Genomic DNA, 20,759 nt, shown 5'->3' on the forward strand with positions numbered 1-20,759 from the left:
CTCGAAGGAGCCCACGATGACCACCGCCACCTACTCCGTCACCGGCATGACCTGCGGCCACTGCGTCTCCGCCGTCACGAGCGAGCTGAGGGCGCTGCCGGGCGTCGACCAGGTCGACGTCGACCTCGCGGCCGGCGGCGTCTCGTCCGTCACGGTCACCAGCGCCGACCCGCTGTCGCGCGAGCAGGTCGAGGGCGCTCTGGACGAGGCCGGCGACTACCACCTGGCGGCTGATCCGGCATGAGCCCGAGCAGCGCGCCGTCGAGCCCCGCGGCCGGGTCCGCGCCGTCGTCCACCGTCGAGCTGGCGATCAGCGGAATGACCTGCGCGTCGTGCGCGGCCCGCATCGAGAAGAAGCTCAACAAGCTCGACGGCGTCACCGCCACCGTCAACTACGCCACCGAGAAGGCGAAGGTCACCTTCCCCGACGGCGTCACCCCCGACGAGCTCGTCTCGGTCGTCGAGGCCACCGGCTACGGCGCCACGCTGCCTGCGCCGCCGGCGGACGATGCCCCCGCGGGCGCCGAGGCGGAGCCGGCCGACTCCGAGGCGGACGCCCTGCGCCGCAGGCTCCTCGTCAGCCTGGCGCTGACGCTGCCCGTGGTGGTGCTGGCGATGGTGCCGGCGCTGCAGTTCACCAACTGGCAGTGGCTCTCGCTCACCCTCGCCTCACCGGTGGTCGTCTGGGGTGCGTGGCCCTTCCACCGCGCCGCCGTCACGAACGCCCGCCATGGCGCGGCGACGATGGACACCCTGATCTCCGTGGGCGTCAGCGCCGCGTACCTGTGGTCACTGTGGGCGCTGTTCATCGGGGACGCCGGCATGCCCGGTATGCGCATGACGTTCACCCTGCTGCCCGAGCAGGGTGCGGGCGCCAACGAGATCTACCTCGAGGTCGCCTCGGCGGTGACCGTCTTCATCCTGTCCGGCCGGTACTTCGAGGCGCGCGCGAAGCGGCGCTCTGGCGCGGCGCTGCGCGCGCTGCTCGACCTCGGCGCCAAGGACGTCGCCGTCCTGCGCGACAACGGCTCCGGGCCCACCGAGGTGCGTATCCCGGTGAGCCAGCTGGCGGTGGGTGACCACTTCGTGGTGCGGCCGGGGGAGAAGATCGCGACCGACGGCGAGGTGGTCGAGGGCACCTCGGCCGTCGACGCCTCGATGCTCACCGGTGAGTCGGTGCCCGTCGAGGTGGGTGCCGGCGACACCGTCGTCGGCGCCACCGTCAACGCCGGGGGCCGGCTCGTCGTCCGCGCCACGCGCGTCGGGTCCGACACCCAGCTCGCGCAGATGGCGCGGCTCGTCGAGGACGCGCAGAGCGGCAAGGCCGAGGTGCAGCGCCTGGCCGACCGCGTCTCCGCCGTGTTCGTGCCGGTCGTCATCGTGCTGGCGCTCGCGACCCTGGCCGCGTGGCTGCTCACAGGGGCCGCGACGGCCACGGCGTTCACGGCCGCGGTGGCGGTGCTCATCATCGCCTGCCCGTGCGCGCTCGGCCTGGCCACGCCCACCGCCCTGCTCGTGGGCACCGGCCGGGGCGCCCAGCTGGGCATCCTCATCAAGGGCCCGCAGGTGCTCGAGTCGACGCGCACGATCGACACCGTGGTGCTCGACAAGACGGGCACCGTCACCACGGGCCGGATGAGCGTGCGGGACGTCGTCGTCGCCCCGGGTGAGTCGGCCGACGAGGTGCTGCGCCTCGCCGGTGCGGTCGAGCACGCGTCGGCGCACCCGATCGCCGCCGCGATCGCCGCGGCGGCCAGTGCGGCGCGCGGCGGGGCTCCTCACCCCGCGGTCGAGAGCTTCCTGAGCCACGACGGGCGCGGCGTGCAGGGTGTCGTCGACGGCCGAGCGGTCGTGGCCGGCCGGCTCACGTGGCTGTCCGCCGACTGGGCGATGGCTCCGGCCGCCGAGCTCGAGCAGGCGGCGGAGCAGGCCCAGAGCCAGGGCCGCACGCCGATCTGGGTCGGCTGGGACGGCGAGCTGCGCGGGGTGGTGGTCGTGGCCGACTCGGTGAAACCGACGTCGCGCGAGGCCATCGCGGCGCTGCGGGGCCTCGGGCTGCGGCCCGTGCTGCTCACGGGTGACAACGAGCGGGCAGCCCGCGCGGTCGCGGCCGAGGTGGGCATCGCGGCCGACGACGTCGTCGCCGACGTGCTGCCGGCCGACAAGGTCGCTGCGGTGCAACGGCTTCAGGCTGAGGGTCGCACGGTCGCCATGGTCGGCGACGGCGTGAACGACGCGGCTGCGCTCGCCACCGCCGACCTCGGCCTGGCGATGGGCACCGGCACCGACGTCGCGATCGAGGCGTCCGACCTCACGCTCGTGCGGGGCGACCTGCGCTCGGTGGTCGACGCCATCCGGCTGTCGCGTGCCACGCTGCGCACGATCAAGGGCAACCTGTTCTGGGCCTTCGCCTACAACGTGGCCGCCCTGCCGCTGGCCGCGCTCGGCCTGCTGAACCCCCTCATCGCCGGTGCGGCGATGGCGTTCAGCTCGGTGTTCGTCGTGAGCAACAGCCTGCGCCTGCGCCGGTTCCGGGCGGCGAGCTGACCGCGGCCGCTCGGGACGGGATCAGGCGCGCTGCATGAGATCCGCGACGTGCTCGGCGATCGCCAGGCTCGACGTCGCAGCGGGCGACGGCGCGTTGCGGACGCAGGTGATCCCGTCCTGGTGGCTGACCCGGAAGTCGTCCACGAGGCCGCCGTCGCGCTCCACCGCCTGGGCCCGGACGCCCGAGCCGGCGCGGACGACGTCCGCCGCGCCGATCTCGGGCACGTACCGCTGGGCCGCGTGCATGTAGGCCCGCTTCGACAGCGACCCGAGCACCTCGCTCGCGCCTGTGCGCCAGTGCCGACGCGCCAGCTGCCAGAACCCCGGCCACGTGACGATGTCCTTGACGTCTCGGGGGGTGAGGTCGCGGCGCCGGTAACCTTCGCGGCGCAGGGCGAGGACGGCGTTGGGCCCGACCTCCAGGCCACCGCCCACCCGGCGGGTGAAGTGCACGCCCAAGAACGGGTAGCGCGGGTCCGGCACCGGGTACACCAGGCCCCGCACGAGGTCGGCCTTGTCCGGCCGCACCTGCATGTACTCGCCGCGGAACGGCACGATGCGGGGGCTGCGCTCGCCGTCGACCCGCTGCGACAGCCGGTCGGCGTGCAACCCGGCGCAGACCACCACTTCGTCGAAGCGATGCACGCGCCCGGCCGCTGTGACGTCGGCTCCGCCGACACGGCGGGCGACGTCGCTCACCTCGGCGCCGCGCCAGATCTCGCCACCGGCCTGCTCGACCTCTCGGGCCAGCGACTGCGAGATCGCGACGTAGTCGGTGATCGCCGTGTGGGGTGAGTGCAGTCCGGCCAACCCGGCGACGTGCGGCTCGATCTCACGCAGCCCCGAGGCGTCGACCCGGCGCAGCGCCGGCACGCCGTTGTCACGGGCGGTGCTCTCGAGCGCGGTGAACCTCGCCATCTCGGTGGCGTCGACGGCGACCACGAGCTTGCCGCACTCGACGTACGGCAGGCGGTGCTCGGCGCAGTAGTCACGCAGCAGGTGGCGGCCGCGGGTGCAGAGCGTCGCCTTCAGGCTGCCCGGTCGGTAGTACAGCCCTGCGTGCACGACGCCGGAGTTGTGCCCCGTCTGGTGGCTGGCGAGAGTGTCCTCCTTCTCCAGCACCACGACGCGCGTCCCGGGACGTCGTCGGGTCAGCTCGCGCGCGATGGCGAGCCCCACGATTCCCCCACCCACGACGGCGACGCCGCCCTGCTGCTCGGTCACGTGCTCATCGTGCCGTGCGGGCGGCTCTCGTGAGTGCGGGACCGCCAAGTCCGTGCGCCCCCCGGCGGCGCCTCAGCGCACGCCGGACACCCAGCGGTAGCCGTGCTCGGGCCGGCCGGCGGAGCCGTAGCGGGGCTTGACCTCGGCCAGACCACGCGCCGCCAGGTGCTCGAGGTAGCGGCGCGTCGACACGCGCGACAGCCCGCACAGCTCGGCGGCTTCACCGGCCGACAGCTCTCGTCCAGCGTCCTTCAACGCCCGCTCGACGAGCTGCAGCGTGCGGGCCGACAGGCCCTTGGGCAGGTCAGGCGCCGGCCGGGCCGGCCGCTGACCTGGAGAGAGCAGGCGGTCGACGTCGGCCTGGTCGCGCACACCCCCGCCGACGAGCTGCTGCAGCTCGCGACGCTGCGCGGCGTAGGCCATGAGCCGCTCCTGCAGAGCGGCGAGGGTGAACGGCTTGATGAGGTAGTGCACGACACCGCCTGACATCGCCGCTCGCACGGTCTCGACCTCGCGCGAGGCCGTGATGGCGATGACGTCGATCGTCTCGCCCGCCGGTGCGGCGCGCAGGCGCCGCAGCACCTCCACGCCCGACATGTCGGGCAGGTAGATGTCGAGCAGCACCAGGTCGGGCCGCACCTCCTCGATCGCACGCAGGGCGTCGCTGCCCTGGTGCGCCTCGCCCACGACGGCGAAGCCGGGCAGCGTCTCGACGTAGCGCCGGTGGATCGCAGCCACCGCGAAGTCGTCGTCGACCACGAGCACACGCACGGGCTGCTGCCGCGAGCTGGTCACCGGGGACCCCGCACCGTCGACAAGCCGGCTGTCTGCGGCGCCGGCAGGTGCACGGTGAAGAGGGCACCCCCGCCCGGGCGCTCGTCGACGCGCGCCCATCCGTGCCGGCGGCGGGCGATGCGCTCCACCAGCGCGAGCCCGATGCCCTGGCCGTGGTGGTCGGGCGTCGCCGTCTTCGACGACGTGCCCGGCTCGAAGATCCGCTGTCGCTGCTCCGGTGGCACCCCCGGGCCGTCGTCGCTCACGCGAACGGTGATGTCGCCGTCCGGACCGGTCAGCAGGTGCACCTCGACGGTGCCGCCCGAGCCGGCCGCGTCCACCGCGTTGTCGACGAGGTTGCCCAGCACCGTGAGGACGTCGTCGCCCGCTCCGTCGCTCACCTCGGTGTCGTCGGTGAGCCGCAGGGTGACCCCCCGCTCACGAGCCGCTGCCGCCTTCGCGACGAGCAGGGCCGCCACCCCGGCGTCCTCGATCTGGCTCATGCTCTCGCCACCCAGCAGGCTGCTCCCGGCGCCGAGTCGCTCGATGAAGCGCACCGCCTCGCCGTGCCGGCCGAGCTCGATGAGACCCGACAGCACGTGCAGGTGGTTCGAGAACTCGTGCGCCTGAGCGCGCAGGGCGTCGGTGATGCTCCGCTCGCCCTGCAAGGCCCGCAGCGCGTCGAACAGCTCGGTGCGGTCGCGCAGGGTCAGCACGCGCCCGACGTCGCGGTCGCCGACGCGCGCTGTCGTGCGGTTGGCCACCAGCAGCCGCTCGCCGGCGAGCACCACGCGGTCGGTGACGGGATCGGGGTCGCTCACGAGCGCGCCGAGCACCTCGGCGTCGAGGACGTCGGCGGCGTCGCGGCCGGTGGGGTCGGCGGCGAGGCCCAGCAGGCGCACCGCCTCGTCGTTCACCAGCGCGAGCCGGCCGCGGTCGTCGAGCGCGACGACGCCCTCGCGGATGCCGTGAAGCATCGCGTCGCGGGTCTTGAGCAGCTCGGCGATCTGGTCCGGTTCGAGCCCGAAGATGCGCCGCCGCACCAGCCGCGTCACCGCCGTCGCGCCGACGACGCCGAGCAGTGCGGCACCGGCCAACCAGGCCGCGAGCGACGGCACCACGCCGGCGAGGTCCTGCGACAGCCGGCTTTCGAGGATGCCCACAGACACGGTGCCGATGACCTGCCCGGAAGCGTCCTGCACGGGCACCTTCGCGCGCAGCGAACGCCCGAGCGAGCCGGTCTCGGTGCCCACGAACTCCGAGCCGTGCAGGGGCACGCTGGGGTCGGTCGAGACCATCTTGCCGATCTTGCTGGGGTCGGGGTGCGAGTAGCGAAGCCCCTCGTCGTTGGTGAAGACGACGAACGTCGCACCGGCCGCCTGACGCACCGTCTCGGCGAGCGGCTGCAACGTGCGGGAGGGGTCGGACGACGCGTACGCGTCGAGCACGCTCGGCACGGTCGACAGGCTGCGGGCGATCGTGAGCACGCGCCGGGCGTAGGCGTCGCGGATCTGGTTCTCCTGCAGGCGGACGGCCAGCCCGCCGGCGACGACGACGGTCACCAGCACGATCACGACCTGCATGGCGAGGAGCTGGACGGCCAGCGGGATGCTGCGGCGCATCCGCCCATGGTGCCGCAGCGGGGCTCCTGGCGGGTCTGCGACCGAAACGACCAGTACGACCCCAATGAGCTCTACGACCTCTACGACCTCAGCGTTCCGCTGGGGGTGGCGGCGTCCTAGCGTCCCGACGATCAGGACGACGGCGTCCTGACCTCTGGGAGGAACACCATGACGCAGCACGTGCTCACCCTCACTGGCTCCGGGCCACGTCGTCCGCGGTCGGTGCGCCGCGTCGCGACCGCCGCCGTCGCGGCCGTCGCGGCCCTCGGCCTCGTCGCCTGCAGCAGCAGCGGCGAGGCGTCCGCCTCCGGCAAGGACAGCAAGGCCCTCGCCCGCCTCGACATCATGGCGCCGGCCGCACCCGGCGGTGGCTGGGACGGCACCGCGCGGGCGATGGGTGCGTCCATCGAGTCCGCCGAGCTCGCGAAGTCGGTGACGGTCAAGAACGTCGCCGGCGCCGGCGGCACCGTGGGTCTGGCCCAGCTCGCCAACGACAAGAGCGACCACTCGCTCATGGTGATGGGGTTGGTGATGGTCGGTGCCGTCGCCACCAACCAGTCCCAGGCGACGCTGAAGGACGTCACGCCGATTGCCCGGCTCACCGCCGAGGACGAGGTGATCGTCGTGCCGGCCTCGAGCCCGTACAAGACGATCAAGGACCTCGGTGACGCCCTGAAGGCCAAGGGCCGGGCCGTCACGATCACCGGTGGGTCCGCCGGGGGCACCGACCACATCGTCGCCGGCCTGTTCGCCAAGGCCGCGGGCGTCGCGCCGGCCGACCTCAACTACATCCCCTTCTCCGGCGGTGGCGAGTCGCTCGCTGCGCTGCTGGGCAACAAGGTGCAGGCCGGGATCTCGGGCGTCAGCGAGTACGCCGAGCAGATCAAGGCCGGCAAGCTGCGCGCGCTCGCGGTGGCCGGCCCCCAGCGCGTCGCCGACGTCGACGCTCCGACGCTGAAGGAGTCCGGCTACGACGTCGAGCTCACGAACTGGCGCGGCGTGGTCGCGCCCGGTGGTGTCTCCGACGAGACCAAACAGCGACTGGTGAAGCTCGTCACCGACATGCACGACACCCAGGGCTGGAAGGACGCCCTGCAGAAGAACGGCTGGCAGGACACCTTCCTCGCCGGTGACGACTTCGACTCGTTCATCACCAAGGAGATCTCCACCACCGAGGGGGTCCTCAAGGACCTCGGCCTGGTCAAGTAGCTCGATGGACAGCTCGGAGGGCATCGACCTCGCGCACCGGCACGAGCCGGACGCGCAGGCTGCCCCGGGGACGGCGCGCGTCGCCGTCCCCGAGGCGGTGGTCGCGCTCATCGTCGTGGCCCTGGGGATCTTCACGATCGTGGACTCCCACCGCATCACCGTGCCGCTGAGCGCGAACGTCGTCGGTCCGCGGGTGTTCCCGTACGCCGTCGGAGTCGCGCTCGTGCTCTCCGGCCTGGCCGTGCTCGTCGGCGCGCTGCGCGGGCAGCGGGCAGAACCGGAGGCCGGCGAGGACGTCGACACCGATGCGCGCACGGACTGGCTGACCCTGGCCAAGGTCGTCGGGGCGTTCGCCGTGCACGTCGCGGTCGTCGACACCCTGGGGTGGGCCCTCGCTGCGACGGCGCTGTTCGGCGGCGTCGCCTGGGCGCTGGGTGCCACGTGGTGGCGTGCGTTGCTGCTCGGGCTGGCACTGGGCTTCGTCATCGAGGGTGTCTTCGTCACCGGCCTCGGCGTCTCGCTGCCGGCCGGGATCTTCAGTGGGGTGAGGTTCCTCGATGGGTGACTTCGGCGCGCTGCTCGACGGCTTCGCCACGGCGATCCAGCCCCTGTACCTGCTGTACGCGCTGGTGGGGGTCACCCTCGGGACCGCGGTGGGCGTGCTGCCTGGCATCGGCCCGGCGATGACGGTGGCGCTGCTGCTGCCGATCACCTACACCCTCGAACCCACCGCCGCGTTCATCATGTTCGCCGGGATCTACTACGGCGGCATGTACGGGGGCTCGACGACGTCGATCCTGCTGAACACGCCGGGGGAGTCGGCGTCGATCATCACGGCCATCGAGGGCAACCTCATGGCCAAGGCGGGTCGAGGTGCTGCGGCGCTGGCGACGGCGGCCATCGGGTCGTTCGTCGCCGGCACCATCGCGACGGTCGCCCTCACCCTGGTGGCCCCCACGGTGGCGGAGTTCGCGGTGCACCTCGGGTCGCCGGACTACGTCGCGCTGACTGTCGTCGCGCTGCTGACCGTCTCGGCGCTGCTGGGGACGTCCGTGTCACGCGGCCTGGCCTCGCTCTCGCTCGGCGCCCTGCTCGGCCTCGTCGGGACGGACACGCTCACCGGCCAGCAGCGGTTCACCCTCGGCATGCCGGCACTGGCGGACGGCATCGACGTGGTGACGGTCGCGGTGGGGGTGTTCGCCGTCGGTGAGGCGTTGTGGGTGGCGTCCCGGCTGCGGCACGGACCTGTCCACGTCATGGGCGCCGGCGGCAGCAAGTGGATGTCGCGAGCGGACTTGCGTCGTTCGTGGAAGCCGTGGCTGCGGGGCACCGCCCTGGGCTTCCCGATCGGGGCGATGCCCGCCGGCGGTGCGGAGGTGCCGACGTTCCTGTCGTACGCCATCGAGAAGAAGCTGACCAAGCACCCGGAGGAGTTCGGCAAGGGCGCGATCGAGGGTGTCGCCGGGCCGGAAGCCGCCAACAACGCCTCTGCCGCAGGCGTTCTGGTGCCGCTGCTGACCCTCGGCCTGCCGACGTCCGCCACCGCGGCGGTGCTCATCGCGGCGTTCCAGAGCTACGGCATCCGTCCGGGGCCGCTGCTGTTCCAGTCCGAGGGCAAGCTGGTCTGGGCGCTGATCGCCAGCCTGTACATCGGCAACGTGCTGCTCCTCGTGCTGAACCTGCCGCTCGTGGGGCTCTGGGTGAAGGTGCTGCAGATCCCGCGTCACTACCTGTACGCCGGGATCCTGCTCTTCGCGGCGCTGGGCGCCTACGCGCTCAACGGGATCCGCGCGGACTTGCTGCTGCTGTTCGCGATCGGCGTCCTGGGGTACGTGATGCGGCGGTTCGGGTACCCGATCGCCCCGGCCATCATCGGGCTGATCCTCGGCCCGATCGCGGAGGAGCAGCTGCGGCGGACGCTCGCGATCAGCCAAGGAGACCCGGTGGCGCTCGTCGACAGCCCCTTCGCCGCAGTGGTCTACTCGCTGCTCGTCGTGGCGATCGTCGTCACCACGGTGCTGCGGGTGCGGTCGCGGCGTGCCCAGCGCGAGCAGCACGACCATCCGGTGCCGGTCGGCTGACCAGCGGCGGTCGCCGGTCGCTCAGGACGGTCGCTCAGGACGGTCGCTCAGGACGGTCGCTCAGGACGGTCGCTCAGNTGCAGTGCCACGGCCAGGCTCTCGACGTCGTCCGGGCTGGCTTGGGGGCCGGCCGTCGCCTGCGCGAGCGAGTAGATCGTGCGTCCGCTGAGCCACCGGTCGACGGCGCAGCGGCCGGCCCGCAGTCGCACCTCGTGGGGTGCGGGGCCGGCCGTGCCGGCGTAACCCTCGCAGACGGCGCGGTTGACGTAGGCGTCGTAGTCGGCCGCCCCGGCGACGGTCGAGAACGACAGGGTCGTGACGACGATCACCGCACCGGTCGGCCCGGAGTACTGGACGTGGTGGATGTCCTGGACGCCGTCGGTGACCAGCCGCTGCTGGCGGGCCGCCGGATCCGCCGTGCCGGCGGCGTACGTCGGGACGTCCTGCGGCCAGTCGCCTCGAAACTGCCAGGTCGCGCGGCCCACCTGCTCCGCGGCCAGGAGGGTGACGCCGGGCGACGCGGCCGGTGCGTGGTGGGCGGCGGCCGCTGCGGCCCGACACCCGCTGGAGCTGAAGTACACGGCGACGCGGTCCGGGAGCAGCGCGTACGGCCCGATGGCGACGAGGGCCATCGGTGCGGCACCGACGGCGATGATGGCCAGGACGAGACCCAGCCTGCGCAGGAGCGTGGCGCCGGAGCGCAGCGGCGGCGTTCGGCGGCCACCGACGGCCGTCAGCGCGGTCGCGAGGGCGTCCGCCGCGCGGTCCTCGAAGGGCAGCGTCAGTGAGGTCTGGGATCCGTCGCGCAGCCGCAAGGTCACGGACCAGTAGGAGCCGCCTCGCGTGCGGTAACGGGAGGCGGAGAACTCGTCGACGTCGGCGAGCCGCACGACGCGCCACGGGCCGCCAGGGAAGGTGCGGCGCGCCACCCAGCCCGGGCCACCAGCCACCGTCAATCGACGCCGGGCGGGTAGCACCGCCCAGGCGACGAGGGCGGTGGTCAGCACCAGCACGACGGCGACGCCCGGGTTCAGCAGCCGCGACAGCGGCACACCGGCTCGACCGAGGCGGGAGCCCTGCAACGCCAGCAGCGTAGGCAGCACCACGAGGAAGGCGCTGCGCACGAGGGGCATCCGGCGCACGACCGTCGCGGGGAAGGGCAGACCAGCCGCACCGGTCACCTGCTCACCGGGCGGCGGCCAGCTGGCGAGCTGCTGCTCACCCGGGGGAGCCGTCATCGTGCGGATCATCGACCGTTCGGGCGGCGGCCGAAACGCCCGTCACCCGTTCGGGTGCTGCGGTCAGCCTCGATCCACGAGGTCGGCGACGTGCTCGGCGCTTGCAGCCTCGACGTCGCCGCGGCGAGTCACGGGAGGCGACCGCGTCGAACGCGGTGGCCGGCGCGCTCCGGCTGGACGTCCGCCGCCGTCTCCAGCTGCGCCGGCCCCACGCGCAGGACACCGGACGTCGTGGGCAGCGCTCGCAGGCCGCCTCGGCCGCGCAGTGCGGCGCGGGCGCCTGGCGCGAGCCGGTCGTCCATCCACGCGCACGGCGCGGTCTCGCCAGCAGCCGTGAACGCGACCGGACCGTCACCGCAGTCGAGGGTGAAGTCGTTGTGCCGCAGCGCATTGAGGTCGATACCACGCACGACTACGTTGCGGCGCGCGAGTCGCGGGTCGATCGCTCCCCGAGCGAGGCCGAGCTCGTCCTCCACCGCCTCCACGGCCTCGGCGGCGAAGAACGACACCGCCGACGCGAGTCTCGACACCTTGCCGTAGAAGCGGTCACCGCGGATGCCGAGCCCGGCGTCGACGTCCACGCTCTCGGGGTACGACGTCGGGTGCGGCCCCACGCCCACGGAGGGGTCGGTGGAGTGGAACCAGTAGTTGTGGCCCGGCGAGGTCACCAGGGCGACGACATCGACCTCGGTCTTGCGCTGCACCCACCCACCGTACGTCCCCCCTCCCGCCCGTGATCATGCACGCCAGCGCATGGGGCGCTCGCGTGCATGATCACGGCAGGGGTGGGGTCAGCTGGTGCCTGCGGTCTGCTGCTGAGCCGGCACCTCGGCCGCCGCTTCTCGCGGCTGCACCGTCGTGCCGCTGATCGCCTGGCCACCAGCGGCGTGCGACACCTGGATGCGTCGCGGCTTGGCCTCCTCGGCCACCGGCAGCAGCAGCGACAGCACGCCGTCGTCGTACCGCGCCTCGATGCGGTCGAGGTCGAGCCCGGAGCCGAGCGTCAGCTGACGGACGAACGTTCCGGTCGGCCGTTCCTGCGTGAGCCACTCGACGTCGTCGCCGCGGCGGGTGCGCTCAGCACGGATCGTGAGCACCCGGCCGTCGACGCCGATGTCGATCGAGCCGGGGTCGACGCCCGGCAGGTCGCACAGCAGGACGTAGTGGTCACCGGACCGGAACAGGTCCATGGGCATCGCCCGCATCGCCTGGCCGAGATCCGTGGCCTGGCTCAGCAGACGTGAGGCCATGGCGTCGAAGTCGCGGAACGGGTCGAAGCGCGTCACCATCTCGAAACCACCTCCTCGAAGGACGGGGCGCAGCGAGGTGCTCGCTGCCGCCGCGCGCGGTGCGACGGAGGTGACGCATCACGCCGACCCGCACGCGACAGCTCTGTGATAGCACTCACCCGGGCCGACTGCCAAGTGCGCGGAGCGACTCCCGTTCAGCTGCGGCGCAACGGGTGTGAGCCGTAGTAGTCACGCCAGATGAGCCGGTGCACCGGCACCCAGCGCGGGATCGATCGCAGTCCAGGGATGAACGGCAGCAGCACGAGCCCGAGGGTGAGCACCATCATCAGCGCCCACACCAGCGCGTCGGCGTTGTCGGAGGTCGAGAACGGCTTCACCTGGTACCAGAACGTGTACAGCCACATCCACGGTTGGCCGGGGTAGTTGCCGGTCTCGTTCATCATCCCCCACTGGTCGCCGCCGAGGTTGCGGGCGCGCGCCTGGTCCTCCAGGTAGGCGCCGTCGGCCAGCAGCAGCAGCGACCGGGTCTGGTCTCCGCCGTAGAAGGTGCCCGACGACGTCAACGCACCTTCGAGCCCACCGGTGCGGGCGAGACTGAGCAGCCCTCCGGCGATCGTGGGGACGGGTCCGTAGTCGCCGCCAGCGACCTTGGCCGGATCGCCGTCAGGGGCCTTCGCGAGCGCGTCGGAGTAGGCGCTCGCCCAGGTCGCGCGTTGGCTGGCGTTCGCGGCGTCCCACGCGGCGACCGCGTCGTGGACCGGCCCGGCCGGGTACGCCGCGGCGAGCGGGGTGATCACGAGGTCCTGTGCCGAGTCGACCGGCAGCCGCACGCCCGCCCACTTCTGCAGGGCGAGCGGCCCGATCTTCTGGCCCTCGGCGGCCGTGTTGTACGGCGCACCGTAGGAGGCGCTGGTGGTGGTGCCCGCGAGCTCACCGGCGGCGGTCGCCACCACGTCGTTCGGCGCGGCGGCCGCCCAGTCGCGCAGGGTGATCGCCTTCTCATCGGGCGACGAGAAGGCGGCCGACAGGATGGCTGTCAGCCCGAGAACCACGACCAGGGCGATCACGAGCTCCTTGACCAGGTCGTAGGAGCGGGTGTCGAAGCCGTGCGAGTCGGGCGTGTGGTCACGGGCGCGGTTGCGGTGAGCGGTGCGGCGAGCGGTCGTCTCGGTCATGGCTGCGCCTCCCTGCTGCGCTGAGCCGGCACCCGCTCGGCCTCCGCGTCGATCGGTGGCACGACGCCGTGCCGGCGCACCAGCAGCAGGTGCAGCGCCACGAGCACTCCGACGACGAACGGCAGCAGCACCACGTGCCAGAGGAGCATCTGGCCGGGGTTGAGCACGTTGAAGAAGGCGCCGAAACCCACCGAGTTGAGCCCGTCCTTGGCCTGGGTGCTGATCCACTGCGAGTCGAAGTTCGACTGCGAGAGGTAGCCGGTGAACGCCGTCCCGATCGAGCCGACGAAGGCCACCACGCCGGTGATCCACGTGAGCGTCCGGCGTCCGCGCCATGCCGCCATCCAGAACTTGCCCCACAGGTGGATCACCATGAAGGCGAAGAAGAGCTCGACGCTCCACAGGTGCATCGAGTTCGTGAAGTGCCCGAGGGCGGAGGTGTGCCACCAGGCCGAGCCGCCCATGGCGAGCACGAACCCGGACGCCAGGACGACGATCAGCGCCGCGCTCGTGAGCATGCCGAAGACGTAGATCCACGACGCGACGTAGGCAGGCTGGCGGTCCGGAAGCAGCTGACCTGCAGGGACCACCCGGCTCGCCCGGGTGCGTACCGCCGTCGTCCAGCTGGCGCTCACGACCGGCTCCCGGAGCCGGGCCGCCGCGTCGCCCCCGGGAACGGCAGGGCGATCGCCAGGGCGAACACCACCACCATCGCGCCGACGATCGCGAGGTTGGTGACGGAGATGAGGACGACGCCCCAGTGGACGTAGTGGCCGACGGGGTCGGCCGCGAGGGAGAAGAGCATCGCGGACCGCCTTTCGGGGTCGCCCGGGCCGGCTGGCCACAGCGCGGCGACCCTCCACCTCGGATCGTCCTCCGCGTTGCTGAAAGAAGCCAGAGGGTCGCGCGCATTCACGAGGACCAACGGCTCTACCTGAGCCCACAGGGGGGATCGACGGTGGTGACGGAGGCGCGGGTGAGCGTCGAGGAGGCTGCGCGCATGGCGACGGGGCGACGGATCGGACCGGTCGACACGATCTGGCTCAACATGGACCGGCCGGAGAACCTCATGGTCATCGAGTCGGTGATGCTGCTCGAGCAGACGCCGGACTGGGACGCCGTGCGGGACGTCATCCAGACGCGGCTGGTCGACCCCTACCCCGTCTTCCGCGAGCGGCCGCTGCCGCCTGCGCACGTGTGGGACCTGCCGCAGTGGGAGCCCGACCCCGACTTCCACCTCGACCGCCACATCCGCCGGCACACCCTGCGCGCGCCGGGCGACGACGCGACGCTGCAGCGCTACATCGACCGCCACCTCCACCGGCCCCTCGACCGCCGACGCCCGCTGTGGGAGGCCCACTTCGTCGCCGGGTACCTCGGCGGTGCGGCCGTCTTCTTCCGGATGCACCACAGCCTGGCCGACGGCATCGCGCTCACCCGGGTGCTGCTGTCGATGACGGACGCCGCACCGTCCGGACGGCGGCGCCGACCCCCGCCGCTGCCTCTCCCGGGAACCGCCGGTGGCCTGCCCGCCGTGGCGCGCTCGCTCGTCCCCGGCAGCCCGCTCGACGTCGCCCGGCTCGCGGTGCGGACCGCCCAGGTGGCCAAGTCGCTGCTGCTGACGCGCAACCCCCCGAGCGCCGTGGGCGGGCAGCCGGAGCTGCGCAAGCGGGTGGTGTGGTCGCACACCTACCCGCTCGACGACCTGAAGGTGGTGGGACGCCTCTCGGGCGCCACCCTCAACGACGTCCTGATGAGCGCCGTGGCCGGGGCCCTGCACCGCTACCAGGTGGCCAGCGGCGAGCGCCCGGTCGACCTGACGACGATGGTGCCGGTCAACGTGCGGCCACTCGACCGCGAGCTGCCCCGCGAGCTGGGCAACCGGTTCGCGCTGGTGTTCTTCACCTTCCCTTCGGCGCTCGCCGCACCGCTCGAGCGGCTCGCCGAGACCAAGCGGCGGATGGACTGGTTGAAGCACTCGCCGGAGTCGCTGATGACCTTCGGCCTGATCATGGCGATCGGCCGGACGGTCGCCGACCTCGAGCGGTACGTCGTCGACTTCTTCGCCAACAAGGCGATCGGCGTGACGACGAACGTGGCCGGCCCGGCCGACGTCCGCTACCTGGCTGGCACGAAGGTCACCGGCGTACTGGGCTGGGTGCCCGGGTCGGGCCACCACACCGTGGGCGTCTGCATCTTCACCTACGCCGGCTCCGTGCGCGTCGGCTTCCGCGTGGACGCCGCGCGCGTGCGCAACCCGCAGCGGTTGCTCACCGCGTTCGAGGCGGAGCTCGGCGACCTCGTCAGCCTGGCCGGCGCGTCCAGCCACGCGGATGCCAAGCCGCGCAGGCGGCCCCGCCGTGTCGCCCGCGCCCGAAGGGAGAAGGCTCGTGCCCACTGACACGTCCACCCAGAGCGTCGTCGTCCCCGCGAGCAAGGCTCGCGTCCTCCGGCTGCTGCGTGACGTCGCCCACCAGGCGGAGTGGATCCCGGAGATCCGGCGCGCCGAGGTGCTCGAGCGCGACGGCGACCTGCCCGTGACCGCCCACTTCACGGCCGCGACGCCGGTGGGCTCCGACGAGTACGTCCTGCGGTACGAGCACTCCGACGACGGGCTCGCGTGGTCGATGGTCTCCGGCCGGCTGCAGACGGGGCAGGAGGGCCGCTACACGCTGGAGCCGTTGGGGCGCGGCAGCACCAAGGTGACGTACGAGCTGACGATCCACCACCACCTCCCGCTGCCCGGGTTCGTGCGCGGCCGGGTGATCCGCGGCCTGGTGGCCAGCACCCTGAACGGCCTCGCGCACCGCATGGGAGAAGGAGAGGCGTCCCGATGACCACCACGACCGCACCCCGACAGACCTCGACGGCGGCTCGTCGCTTCGGCTACCTGGTGGCCGTCGGGGTGAACGTCGTGCTGCTGTACCTCATCAACGTCGCGCCCGGCTGGCAGGAGCTGACGTTCCTGACCTCGGCCACGGTGAGCGTCCTGACCTGGGTCAACACCTCGCTGGTCGCCGGCATCGTCGCCAACGTGGTGTACGTCCTCGACGACGCACCGGGGATCCGGGCGTTCGGTGACCTGGTGACCACGAGCATCGGCCTGGCGGCGATCGTGCGCGTGTGGCAGGTGTTCCCGTTCGCGTTCGACCACCGGGGGCTGCCTTGGGAGCCGGTGATCCGGGTGCTGCTCGTCGTGGCCGGCGTGGGGAGCGCCATCGCGATCGTGGTGCAGCTGGTGACCCTCGTGCGGCTCGCGGCGAAGGGGTCGAGGCCATGACGACCACGGTCGAGATCGAGGTCGACGCGCGAGCGCGGGTCGATGACGTCGTGCAAACGGCTTCGGCTGCGGCAGAGGCCTTCCGGCGGCTCGGCCAGGAGGAGGTCGACGCCATCGTCGAGGCGATGGTGCGGGCCGGCGTCCGTGAGGCGATCCCCTTGGCCCGGCTCGCGGTCGAGGAGACCGGCTTCGGGGTCTTCGAGGACAAGGTGGTCAAGAACTTCGTGGCCACCGAGTTCCTGCACGACTACCTGCGGGGCAAGCGGTCGGTCGGTGTGATCGACGACGACGTCGAGCGCAACGTCCAGCGAGTGGCCGAGCCGATCGGTGTGGTGCTCGCCGTCACGCCGGTGACAAACCCGACGTCCACGGTGCTGTACAAGGCGATCGTGGCGGCCAAGACCCGCAACGCGCTCATCTTCAGGCCGTCGCCCTTCGCCACGCGGTGCGCGCAGCGCGTCGTCGAGGTGCTCTCTCAGGCCGGGGAGGCCGCCGGTCTGCCCGCCGGGGCGCTGCAGGTCGTGCCGGACGTCGAGCGGGAGGTCACGCACTACCTGTTCGCCCACCCCGGTGTGGACTTCATCTGGGTGACCGGTGGACCCAAGATCGTGGCGCTCGCCAACGCGGCCGGCAAGCCGACCCTGAGCGTGGGCCCGGGCAACGCCCCGATCTACCTGCACCGCACCGCCGACATCGAGCAGGCAGTGGTCGACGTCCTGATCTCCAAGACCTTCGACGCGTCGGTAATCTGCCCCGCCGAGCAGACCTGCGTCGTCGACCACGAGATCTACGACGACGTCGTCGCCGAGTTCGAGCGCATGGGGGCGCGAGTCCTCACCTCCGAGCAGTCCGCTCGGCTGGCCGACTTCGCCTTCGGCTGCGCAGACAAGGTCAACCTCGCGGCGTTGGGGCAGCAAGCGCCAGAGCTCGCTCGGCGAGCCGGCTTCGAGGTGCCGGAGGGCACCAAGGTGCTGCTCGCTCCGCTGCCGGACGACCTCGACGAGCTCGCGGCGCACCCCTTGGTGCAGGAGAAGCTGATGCCGGTGCTCGGGTTGGTGCGAGCTCGCGACGAGCAGCACGCGATCGACGTCGCGGTGCTGGTGACCGAGCACGGGGGCCTGGGGCACACGTCCGCCGTCTACGCGCGCGACGACGCCGTCATCGACGCGTACAGCCGCGCCGTGCGCACGGGTCGCATCCTCGTGAACGCACCGACCGCCGTCGGCGCGCTCGGCGGGGTCTACAACAACCTGACGCCGACGTTCTCGCTCGGCTGCGGCACCTGGGGCGGTTCGAGCACGACGGCGAACGTCAACTACCTGCAGCTGCTGAACCTCAAGACCGTGGCTCGTCGAAGGACGCCGCCGCAGTGGTTCCGCGTGCCGCCGCACACGTACTTCAACGCCGGCGCACTCGACAACCTGCGCGACATCCCGTGCGACAGCGCGGTGATCATCACCGACCCGGACTGCGAGCGGCGCGGTGTGACCGGGCTCGTGTCGTCGCGGCTGCCGGCTCGGCGCGTCGCGGTGTTCAGCCAGGTGCTCCCCGAGCCGGGTGAGGACGTCGTGCGAGCCGGCGTCGAGGCGCTGCGGCGCGCGCGCCCCGACCTCGTCGTCGCGGTCGGCGGCGGCTCGGTGCTCGACGCGGCCAAGGCGATGCGGCTGTTCTACGAGCACCCCGACCTGACGCTGAGCGAGCTGACGCTGCCCTTCCTCGACCCGCGGAAGCGAGTTGCCACCTATCCGACCGAGCCGCACTCGGTGCGCCTGGTGGCCGTGCCCACGACGGCCGGCACGGGCTCGGAGGTCTCCCCGGCGGCGGTCATCACCGTCGGCGACCGCAAGCAGACGCTCGTCGACTACGGCCTCGTGGCCGACGTCGCCATCGTCGACCCAGTGCTCACGCTGTCGATGCCGGACGCCGTCACGGTCGACAGCGGAGTGGACGCCCTGACCCACGCGCTCGAGGCGGTGGTCTCGATCTTCGCGTCTCCGTACACCGACGCGTACTGCGTGCAGGCGGCGCGCCTCATCTTCGACGCACTGCCGCGAGTGCACGCCGACCCTTCGGACCTGGCCGCCCGCACCGACATGTCGAACGCCGCGACCCTTGCAGGACTGGCGTTCTCGAACGCCTTCGTCGGCAGCAACCACGCCCTGGCGCACGCCGTCGGGGCCCGCTTCGGGATCGCCCACGGCCGTGCCAACGCGATCTTCCTGCCGCACGTGCTCGCCTACAACGCCGCGCTGCCGACCAAGTTCATGCCGGCCCCCGGTTACTCGGCGTACGTGGCACCGGAGAAGTACGCGCAGCTGGGCCGGGTCGTCTTCGGGGGTCGTGAGCCGCAGGAGAGCCGGCGCCGGCTGTTCGCCGGCGTGGAGCAGCTGCTCGACGCCCTCGGCCTGCCGCGCACGCTGCGCGAGGCCGGCGTCGACGAGCGCGAGTTCCTCGACGCGCTGCCGGCACTGGCGCTGGCGGCCTTCGAGGACCTCAGCAACCGCACCAACCCCCGCATGCCGCTGCTCGCCGAGCTGACGCAGCTGCTGCGGTTGGGTTTCTACGGCGAGCCACTTCGGGACGAGGGAGGTGAGCCGTGAGTGACGAGACGCCGCGACCGTCGGGCCTGGCGCTGATGAAGTCGTGGTACGACCGCGCCCGGCTGTGGATCGTCTACGGCTCGGTGCTGCTCGTGATCGCGATCCTGTACCTGGGCTCGTTCCTCGGGCCGGTGCGCGATTTCATGCTGCCCGCCGCGCTCGGCGTGCTCACGGCGTTCGGGGTGCAGTCGCTGCAGACCATCGAGCGCCAGACCGGCCCGCACACCACCGAGACCGAGTTCGCGCTCGAGGCCGCGGCGGTGCCCGCGCTGCAGAAGATCGTGGCGGCCGACCGGCAGCTCACCGACGTGAAGATCATCGCAGCGACGGGCTGGACGACGGTGCGCCAGGTGCTGCCAGCGCTGTGCCAGAGCTCGACCGCGCCGACGTTCCGGATCTCGATGCTCGTGGTCGACGCGGCGGGTCCGCTGGCCGACGTCTACCCGGCGCACTGGGCGGCTGAGGTGCAGCGCGTCCTCGACATCGTGCGGCGCGACCTCGTCGACCCCAGGCTGCAGGTGTCGGTGAGCCAGTACCGCTACCCACCCCCGCTGCACGGCCTGCTGGTGAACGACGAGTACCTGCTCGTGGGGTTCTTCGGCTGGGCCAGCACGGGTGGGGCGCCGGAACTGGCCGGCGCCGAACGCCCGCACCGGCTGTACCGGCGAGGTGATCCGGCGTCCGCGCAGCTGTTCGACATCTTCGACGAGTGGTTCGTGCACGTGCCGCGCACGGAGGTGGTGCACGTGGCGGCCGGGCACCCGGCCTGACTACCTTCTAGCCGCAGATACCCGTCATTCTCCGGTCATATCGGCCATCTCCTGGCCCCATTCACCGGAAATTGGCGGGTATCTGCGCGTATCGCCACGCCGCCTCGGGCGCTCAGCTCGGCAGCCGGTAGACCGACACGTGCGAGCGGGAGTCGGCGGTGAACCGCGCACCCGACCAGTCGGCGTGCCGGGACTCGAGCTCGAACCCCGCGAGTCGCGCCATGAGGTCGAGCTCGCTGGGCCAGATGTAGCGGTGTGGTGAGCGGGTGAGCCGGGCGACCTTGGAGTCGTCGAACCGGAAGTGGTGTGACACCACCCGTTGCTGCAGCACGTCGTAGGTGTCCAGGGCGATGTAGCCGCTGGGGTCGGTGTGCCACACGGTCGCGTCGGTGCCGACGGGCAGCTTGCGCAGCTCGGGCACCCACAGCTCGATGACGAAGCAGCCGCCGGGCGCGAGGTGGCGGGCGGCGTTGCGGAAGCACTCGACCTGCTGGTCCTGCGTCAGGAGGTTCGAGATCGTGTTGTAGACGAGGTACACGAGCGTGAACTGGCCGTCGGCCCGGCTCGTGGCCATGTCACCGACGACGACCGGGAGCTGCTCGGCCGGGGCCTTCTCACGCAGGCGATCGACCATCGGCTGCGACAGCTCGATGCCCACCACGGGGACGCCGCGCTCGGCCAGGGGGATCGCCACGCGTCCGGTGCCCACCGCCAGCTCGAGGGCGCGGCCGCCGTCCGCCAGCTGCTCGAGGCGGTCGACGGTGGGGCCGAGCACCTCCGGCGCGAACACCCCGCTGCCCGGGGTGTCGTAGCGGGCGGCGGCGTCGGCGTCCCAGATGTCCTCTTGGCGCATGGGTTCGATCGTGTCGGGAGGCTGGTGTCGCCGTCCACGGCTTTTGCAGCGCGCAAGTCCGACGTTCAGACGACTCAACTTTGCACAGATGCAAGCCGATGGGTCCGTCATGGCTCCCGGTGACGTCGCAGCTCAG

19 protein-coding genes are annotated in these 20,759 nt (G+C 72.2%); 10 read left to right on the top strand and 9 right to left on the bottom strand.

Translation table 11 applies throughout. The features are described 5' to 3' along the window. Window positions 1-16: 16 nt before the first annotated feature. Both ASD06_RS17455 and ASD06_RS17460 read left to right on the top strand, forming a co-directional pair. The gene (locus ASD06_RS17455; protein ID WP_056680592.1) at window positions 17-244 is read left to right on the top strand and encodes a heavy-metal-associated domain-containing protein; all 228 of its coding nucleotides are present in this window, start codon (window positions 17-19) and stop codon (window positions 242-244) included. Continuing rightward, a complete protein-coding gene (locus ASD06_RS17460; RefSeq protein ID WP_056680594.1) occupies window positions 241-2,547 on the top strand; it encodes a cation-translocating P-type ATPase in 2,307 nt (768 codons plus the stop codon). Before ASD06_RS17455 ends, ASD06_RS17460 begins: the two co-directional genes overlap by 4 nt. Before the next feature lie 21 nt (window positions 2,548-2,568). Here the strand turns inward: ASD06_RS17460 and lhgO are convergent, their stop codons facing one another. The 3 genes from lhgO to ASD06_RS17475 form a co-directional block, all read right to left on the bottom strand. Continuing rightward, complete coding sequence (lhgO, locus tag ASD06_RS17465) at window positions 2,569-3,771, bottom strand: L-2-hydroxyglutarate oxidase (RefSeq protein WP_056680601.1); 1,203 nt, start codon at window positions 3,769-3,771, stop codon at window positions 2,569-2,571. 72 nt (window positions 3,772-3,843) lie between these two features. Beyond that, a complete protein-coding gene (locus tag ASD06_RS17470; RefSeq protein ID WP_235502381.1) occupies window positions 3,844-4,566 on the bottom strand; it encodes a response regulator in 723 nt (240 codons plus the stop codon). Beyond that, window positions 4,563-6,167, bottom strand: a complete 1,605-nt coding sequence (locus ASD06_RS17475) for a sensor histidine kinase (protein ID WP_056680604.1) — start codon at window positions 6,165-6,167, stop codon at window positions 4,563-4,565. Before ASD06_RS17475 ends, ASD06_RS17470 begins: the two co-directional genes overlap by 4 nt. A gap of 168 nt (window positions 6,168-6,335) precedes the next feature. On the opposite strand from ASD06_RS17475, the gene ASD06_RS17480 reads away from it, so the two are divergent. From ASD06_RS17480 to ASD06_RS17490, 3 genes are read left to right on the top strand one after another with little or no spacing between them, the layout of a single operon-like run. Then, complete coding sequence (locus ASD06_RS17480) at window positions 6,336-7,376, top strand: tripartite tricarboxylate transporter substrate binding protein (RefSeq protein WP_056680607.1); 1,041 nt, start codon at window positions 6,336-6,338, stop codon at window positions 7,374-7,376. A 4-nt stretch (window positions 7,377-7,380) separates the two neighbouring features. Then, a complete protein-coding gene (locus tag ASD06_RS17485; RefSeq protein ID WP_082538176.1) occupies window positions 7,381-7,941 on the top strand; it encodes a tripartite tricarboxylate transporter TctB family protein in 561 nt (186 codons plus the stop codon). Next, window positions 7,934-9,457, top strand: a complete 1,524-nt coding sequence (locus ASD06_RS17490) for a tripartite tricarboxylate transporter permease (protein WP_056680610.1) — start codon at window positions 7,934-7,936, stop codon at window positions 9,455-9,457. Before ASD06_RS17485 ends, ASD06_RS17490 begins: the two co-directional genes overlap by 8 nt. A gap of 1,366 nt (window positions 9,458-10,823) precedes the next feature. Here ASD06_RS17490 and ASD06_RS17500 read toward each other — a convergent pair. From ASD06_RS17500 to ASD06_RS19015, 5 genes are all read right to left on the bottom strand, one after another. After that, entirely contained in the window at window positions 10,824-11,399 is a 576-nt protein-coding gene (locus ASD06_RS17500; RefSeq protein ID WP_056680617.1) for an MOSC domain-containing protein, read from the bottom strand. 87 nt (window positions 11,400-11,486) lie between these two features. Next, the gene (locus tag ASD06_RS17505) at window positions 11,487-11,984 is read right to left on the bottom strand and encodes an Hsp20/alpha crystallin family protein (protein ID WP_056680620.1); all 498 of its coding nucleotides are present in this window, start codon (window positions 11,982-11,984) and stop codon (window positions 11,487-11,489) included. 155 nt (window positions 11,985-12,139) lie between these two features. Next, window positions 12,140-13,120: a hypothetical protein gene (locus ASD06_RS17510; protein ID WP_056680624.1), complete on the bottom strand. Its 981-nt coding sequence runs from the start codon at window positions 13,118-13,120 to the stop codon at window positions 12,140-12,142. After that, window positions 13,117-13,755, bottom strand: coding sequence for a cytochrome b N-terminal domain-containing protein (locus tag ASD06_RS17515; RefSeq protein WP_056680626.1), 639 nt, complete (start codon window positions 13,753-13,755; stop codon window positions 13,117-13,119). The genes ASD06_RS17510 and ASD06_RS17515 overlap by 4 nt, the downstream gene beginning before the upstream one ends. Continuing rightward, window positions 13,752-13,925 (bottom strand): hypothetical protein, encoded by a 174-nt coding sequence (locus ASD06_RS19015; protein WP_157371781.1) that lies wholly within the window; start codon window positions 13,923-13,925, stop codon window positions 13,752-13,754. The genes ASD06_RS17515 and ASD06_RS19015 overlap by 4 nt, the downstream gene beginning before the upstream one ends. A 171-nt stretch (window positions 13,926-14,096) precedes the next feature. Between ASD06_RS19015 and ASD06_RS17520 the strand changes: the two genes are divergently transcribed. From ASD06_RS17520 to ASD06_RS17540, 5 genes are read left to right on the top strand one after another with little or no spacing between them, the layout of a single operon-like run. Beyond that, complete coding sequence (locus ASD06_RS17520; RefSeq protein WP_200942291.1) at window positions 14,097-15,521, top strand: wax ester/triacylglycerol synthase family O-acyltransferase; 1,425 nt, start codon at window positions 14,097-14,099, stop codon at window positions 15,519-15,521. After that, window positions 15,511-15,957 carry an SRPBCC family protein gene (locus ASD06_RS17525; protein WP_056680630.1) on the top strand — a complete coding sequence of 149 codons (447 nt, stop codon included), beginning with the start codon at window positions 15,511-15,513 and terminating at the stop codon, window positions 15,955-15,957. Before ASD06_RS17520 ends, ASD06_RS17525 begins: the two co-directional genes overlap by 11 nt. Continuing rightward, complete coding sequence (locus ASD06_RS17530; RefSeq protein WP_056680633.1) at window positions 15,954-16,400, top strand: hypothetical protein; 447 nt, start codon at window positions 15,954-15,956, stop codon at window positions 16,398-16,400. The genes ASD06_RS17525 and ASD06_RS17530 overlap by 4 nt, the downstream gene beginning before the upstream one ends. After that, a complete protein-coding gene (gene adhE / locus ASD06_RS17535; protein ID WP_056680635.1) occupies window positions 16,397-19,000 on the top strand; it encodes a bifunctional acetaldehyde-CoA/alcohol dehydrogenase in 2,604 nt (867 codons plus the stop codon). Before ASD06_RS17530 ends, adhE begins: the two co-directional genes overlap by 4 nt. Further along, the gene (locus tag ASD06_RS17540) at window positions 18,997-19,770 is read left to right on the top strand and encodes a hypothetical protein (protein ID WP_056680636.1); all 774 of its coding nucleotides are present in this window, start codon (window positions 18,997-18,999) and stop codon (window positions 19,768-19,770) included. Before adhE ends, ASD06_RS17540 begins: the two co-directional genes overlap by 4 nt. A 112-nt stretch (window positions 19,771-19,882) precedes the next feature. On the opposite strand, the gene ASD06_RS17545 is transcribed toward ASD06_RS17540, so the two are convergent. After that, window positions 19,883-20,623, bottom strand: coding sequence for a class I SAM-dependent methyltransferase (locus tag ASD06_RS17545; RefSeq protein ID WP_056680639.1), 741 nt, complete (start codon window positions 20,621-20,623; stop codon window positions 19,883-19,885). Between the last annotated feature and the right edge of the window lie 136 nt (window positions 20,624-20,759).

Origin of the sequence: Angustibacter sp. Root456, from assembly GCF_001426435.1 — a bacterium.
Classification (GTDB): domain Bacteria; phylum Actinomycetota; class Actinomycetes; order Actinomycetales; family Angustibacteraceae; genus Angustibacter.

What these genes read in the sequence shown, in the direction of transcription:
- ASD06_RS17485 (WP_082538176.1), top strand. Translation starts at nt 7,381, where the DNA reads ATGGACAGCTCGGAGGGCATCGACCTCGCGCACCGGCACGAGCCGGAC.
- ASD06_RS19015 (WP_157371781.1), bottom strand. Translation starts at nt 13,925, where the DNA reads ATGCTCTTCTCCCTCGCGGCCGACCCCGTCGGCCACTACGTCCACTGG.
- ASD06_RS17475 (WP_056680604.1), bottom strand. Translation starts at nt 6,167, where the DNA reads ATGCGCCGCAGCATCCCGCTGGCCGTCCAGCTCCTCGCCATGCAGGTC.
- ASD06_RS17490 (WP_056680610.1), top strand. Translation starts at nt 7,934, where the DNA reads ATGGGTGACTTCGGCGCGCTGCTCGACGGCTTCGCCACGGCGATCCAG.
- ASD06_RS17480 (WP_056680607.1), top strand. Translation starts at nt 6,336, where the DNA reads ATGACGCAGCACGTGCTCACCCTCACTGGCTCCGGGCCACGTCGTCCG.
- ASD06_RS17455 (WP_056680592.1), top strand. Translation starts at nt 17, where the DNA reads ATGACCACCGCCACCTACTCCGTCACCGGCATGACCTGCGGCCACTGC.
- ASD06_RS17545 (WP_056680639.1), bottom strand. Translation starts at nt 20,623, where the DNA reads ATGCGCCAAGAGGACATCTGGGACGCCGACGCCGCCGCCCGCTACGAC.
- adhE (WP_056680635.1), top strand. Translation starts at nt 16,397, where the DNA reads ATGACGACCACGGTCGAGATCGAGGTCGACGCGCGAGCGCGGGTCGAT.
- ASD06_RS17510 (WP_056680624.1), bottom strand. Translation starts at nt 13,120, where the DNA reads ATGACCGAGACGACCGCTCGCCGCACCGCTCACCGCAACCGCGCCCGT.
- ASD06_RS17460 (WP_056680594.1), top strand. Translation starts at nt 241, where the DNA reads ATGAGCCCGAGCAGCGCGCCGTCGAGCCCCGCGGCCGGGTCCGCGCCG.
- ASD06_RS17530 (WP_056680633.1), top strand. Translation starts at nt 15,954, where the DNA reads ATGACCACCACGACCGCACCCCGACAGACCTCGACGGCGGCTCGTCGC.
- ASD06_RS17505 (WP_056680620.1), bottom strand. Translation starts at nt 11,984, where the DNA reads ATGGTGACGCGCTTCGACCCGTTCCGCGACTTCGACGCCATGGCCTCA.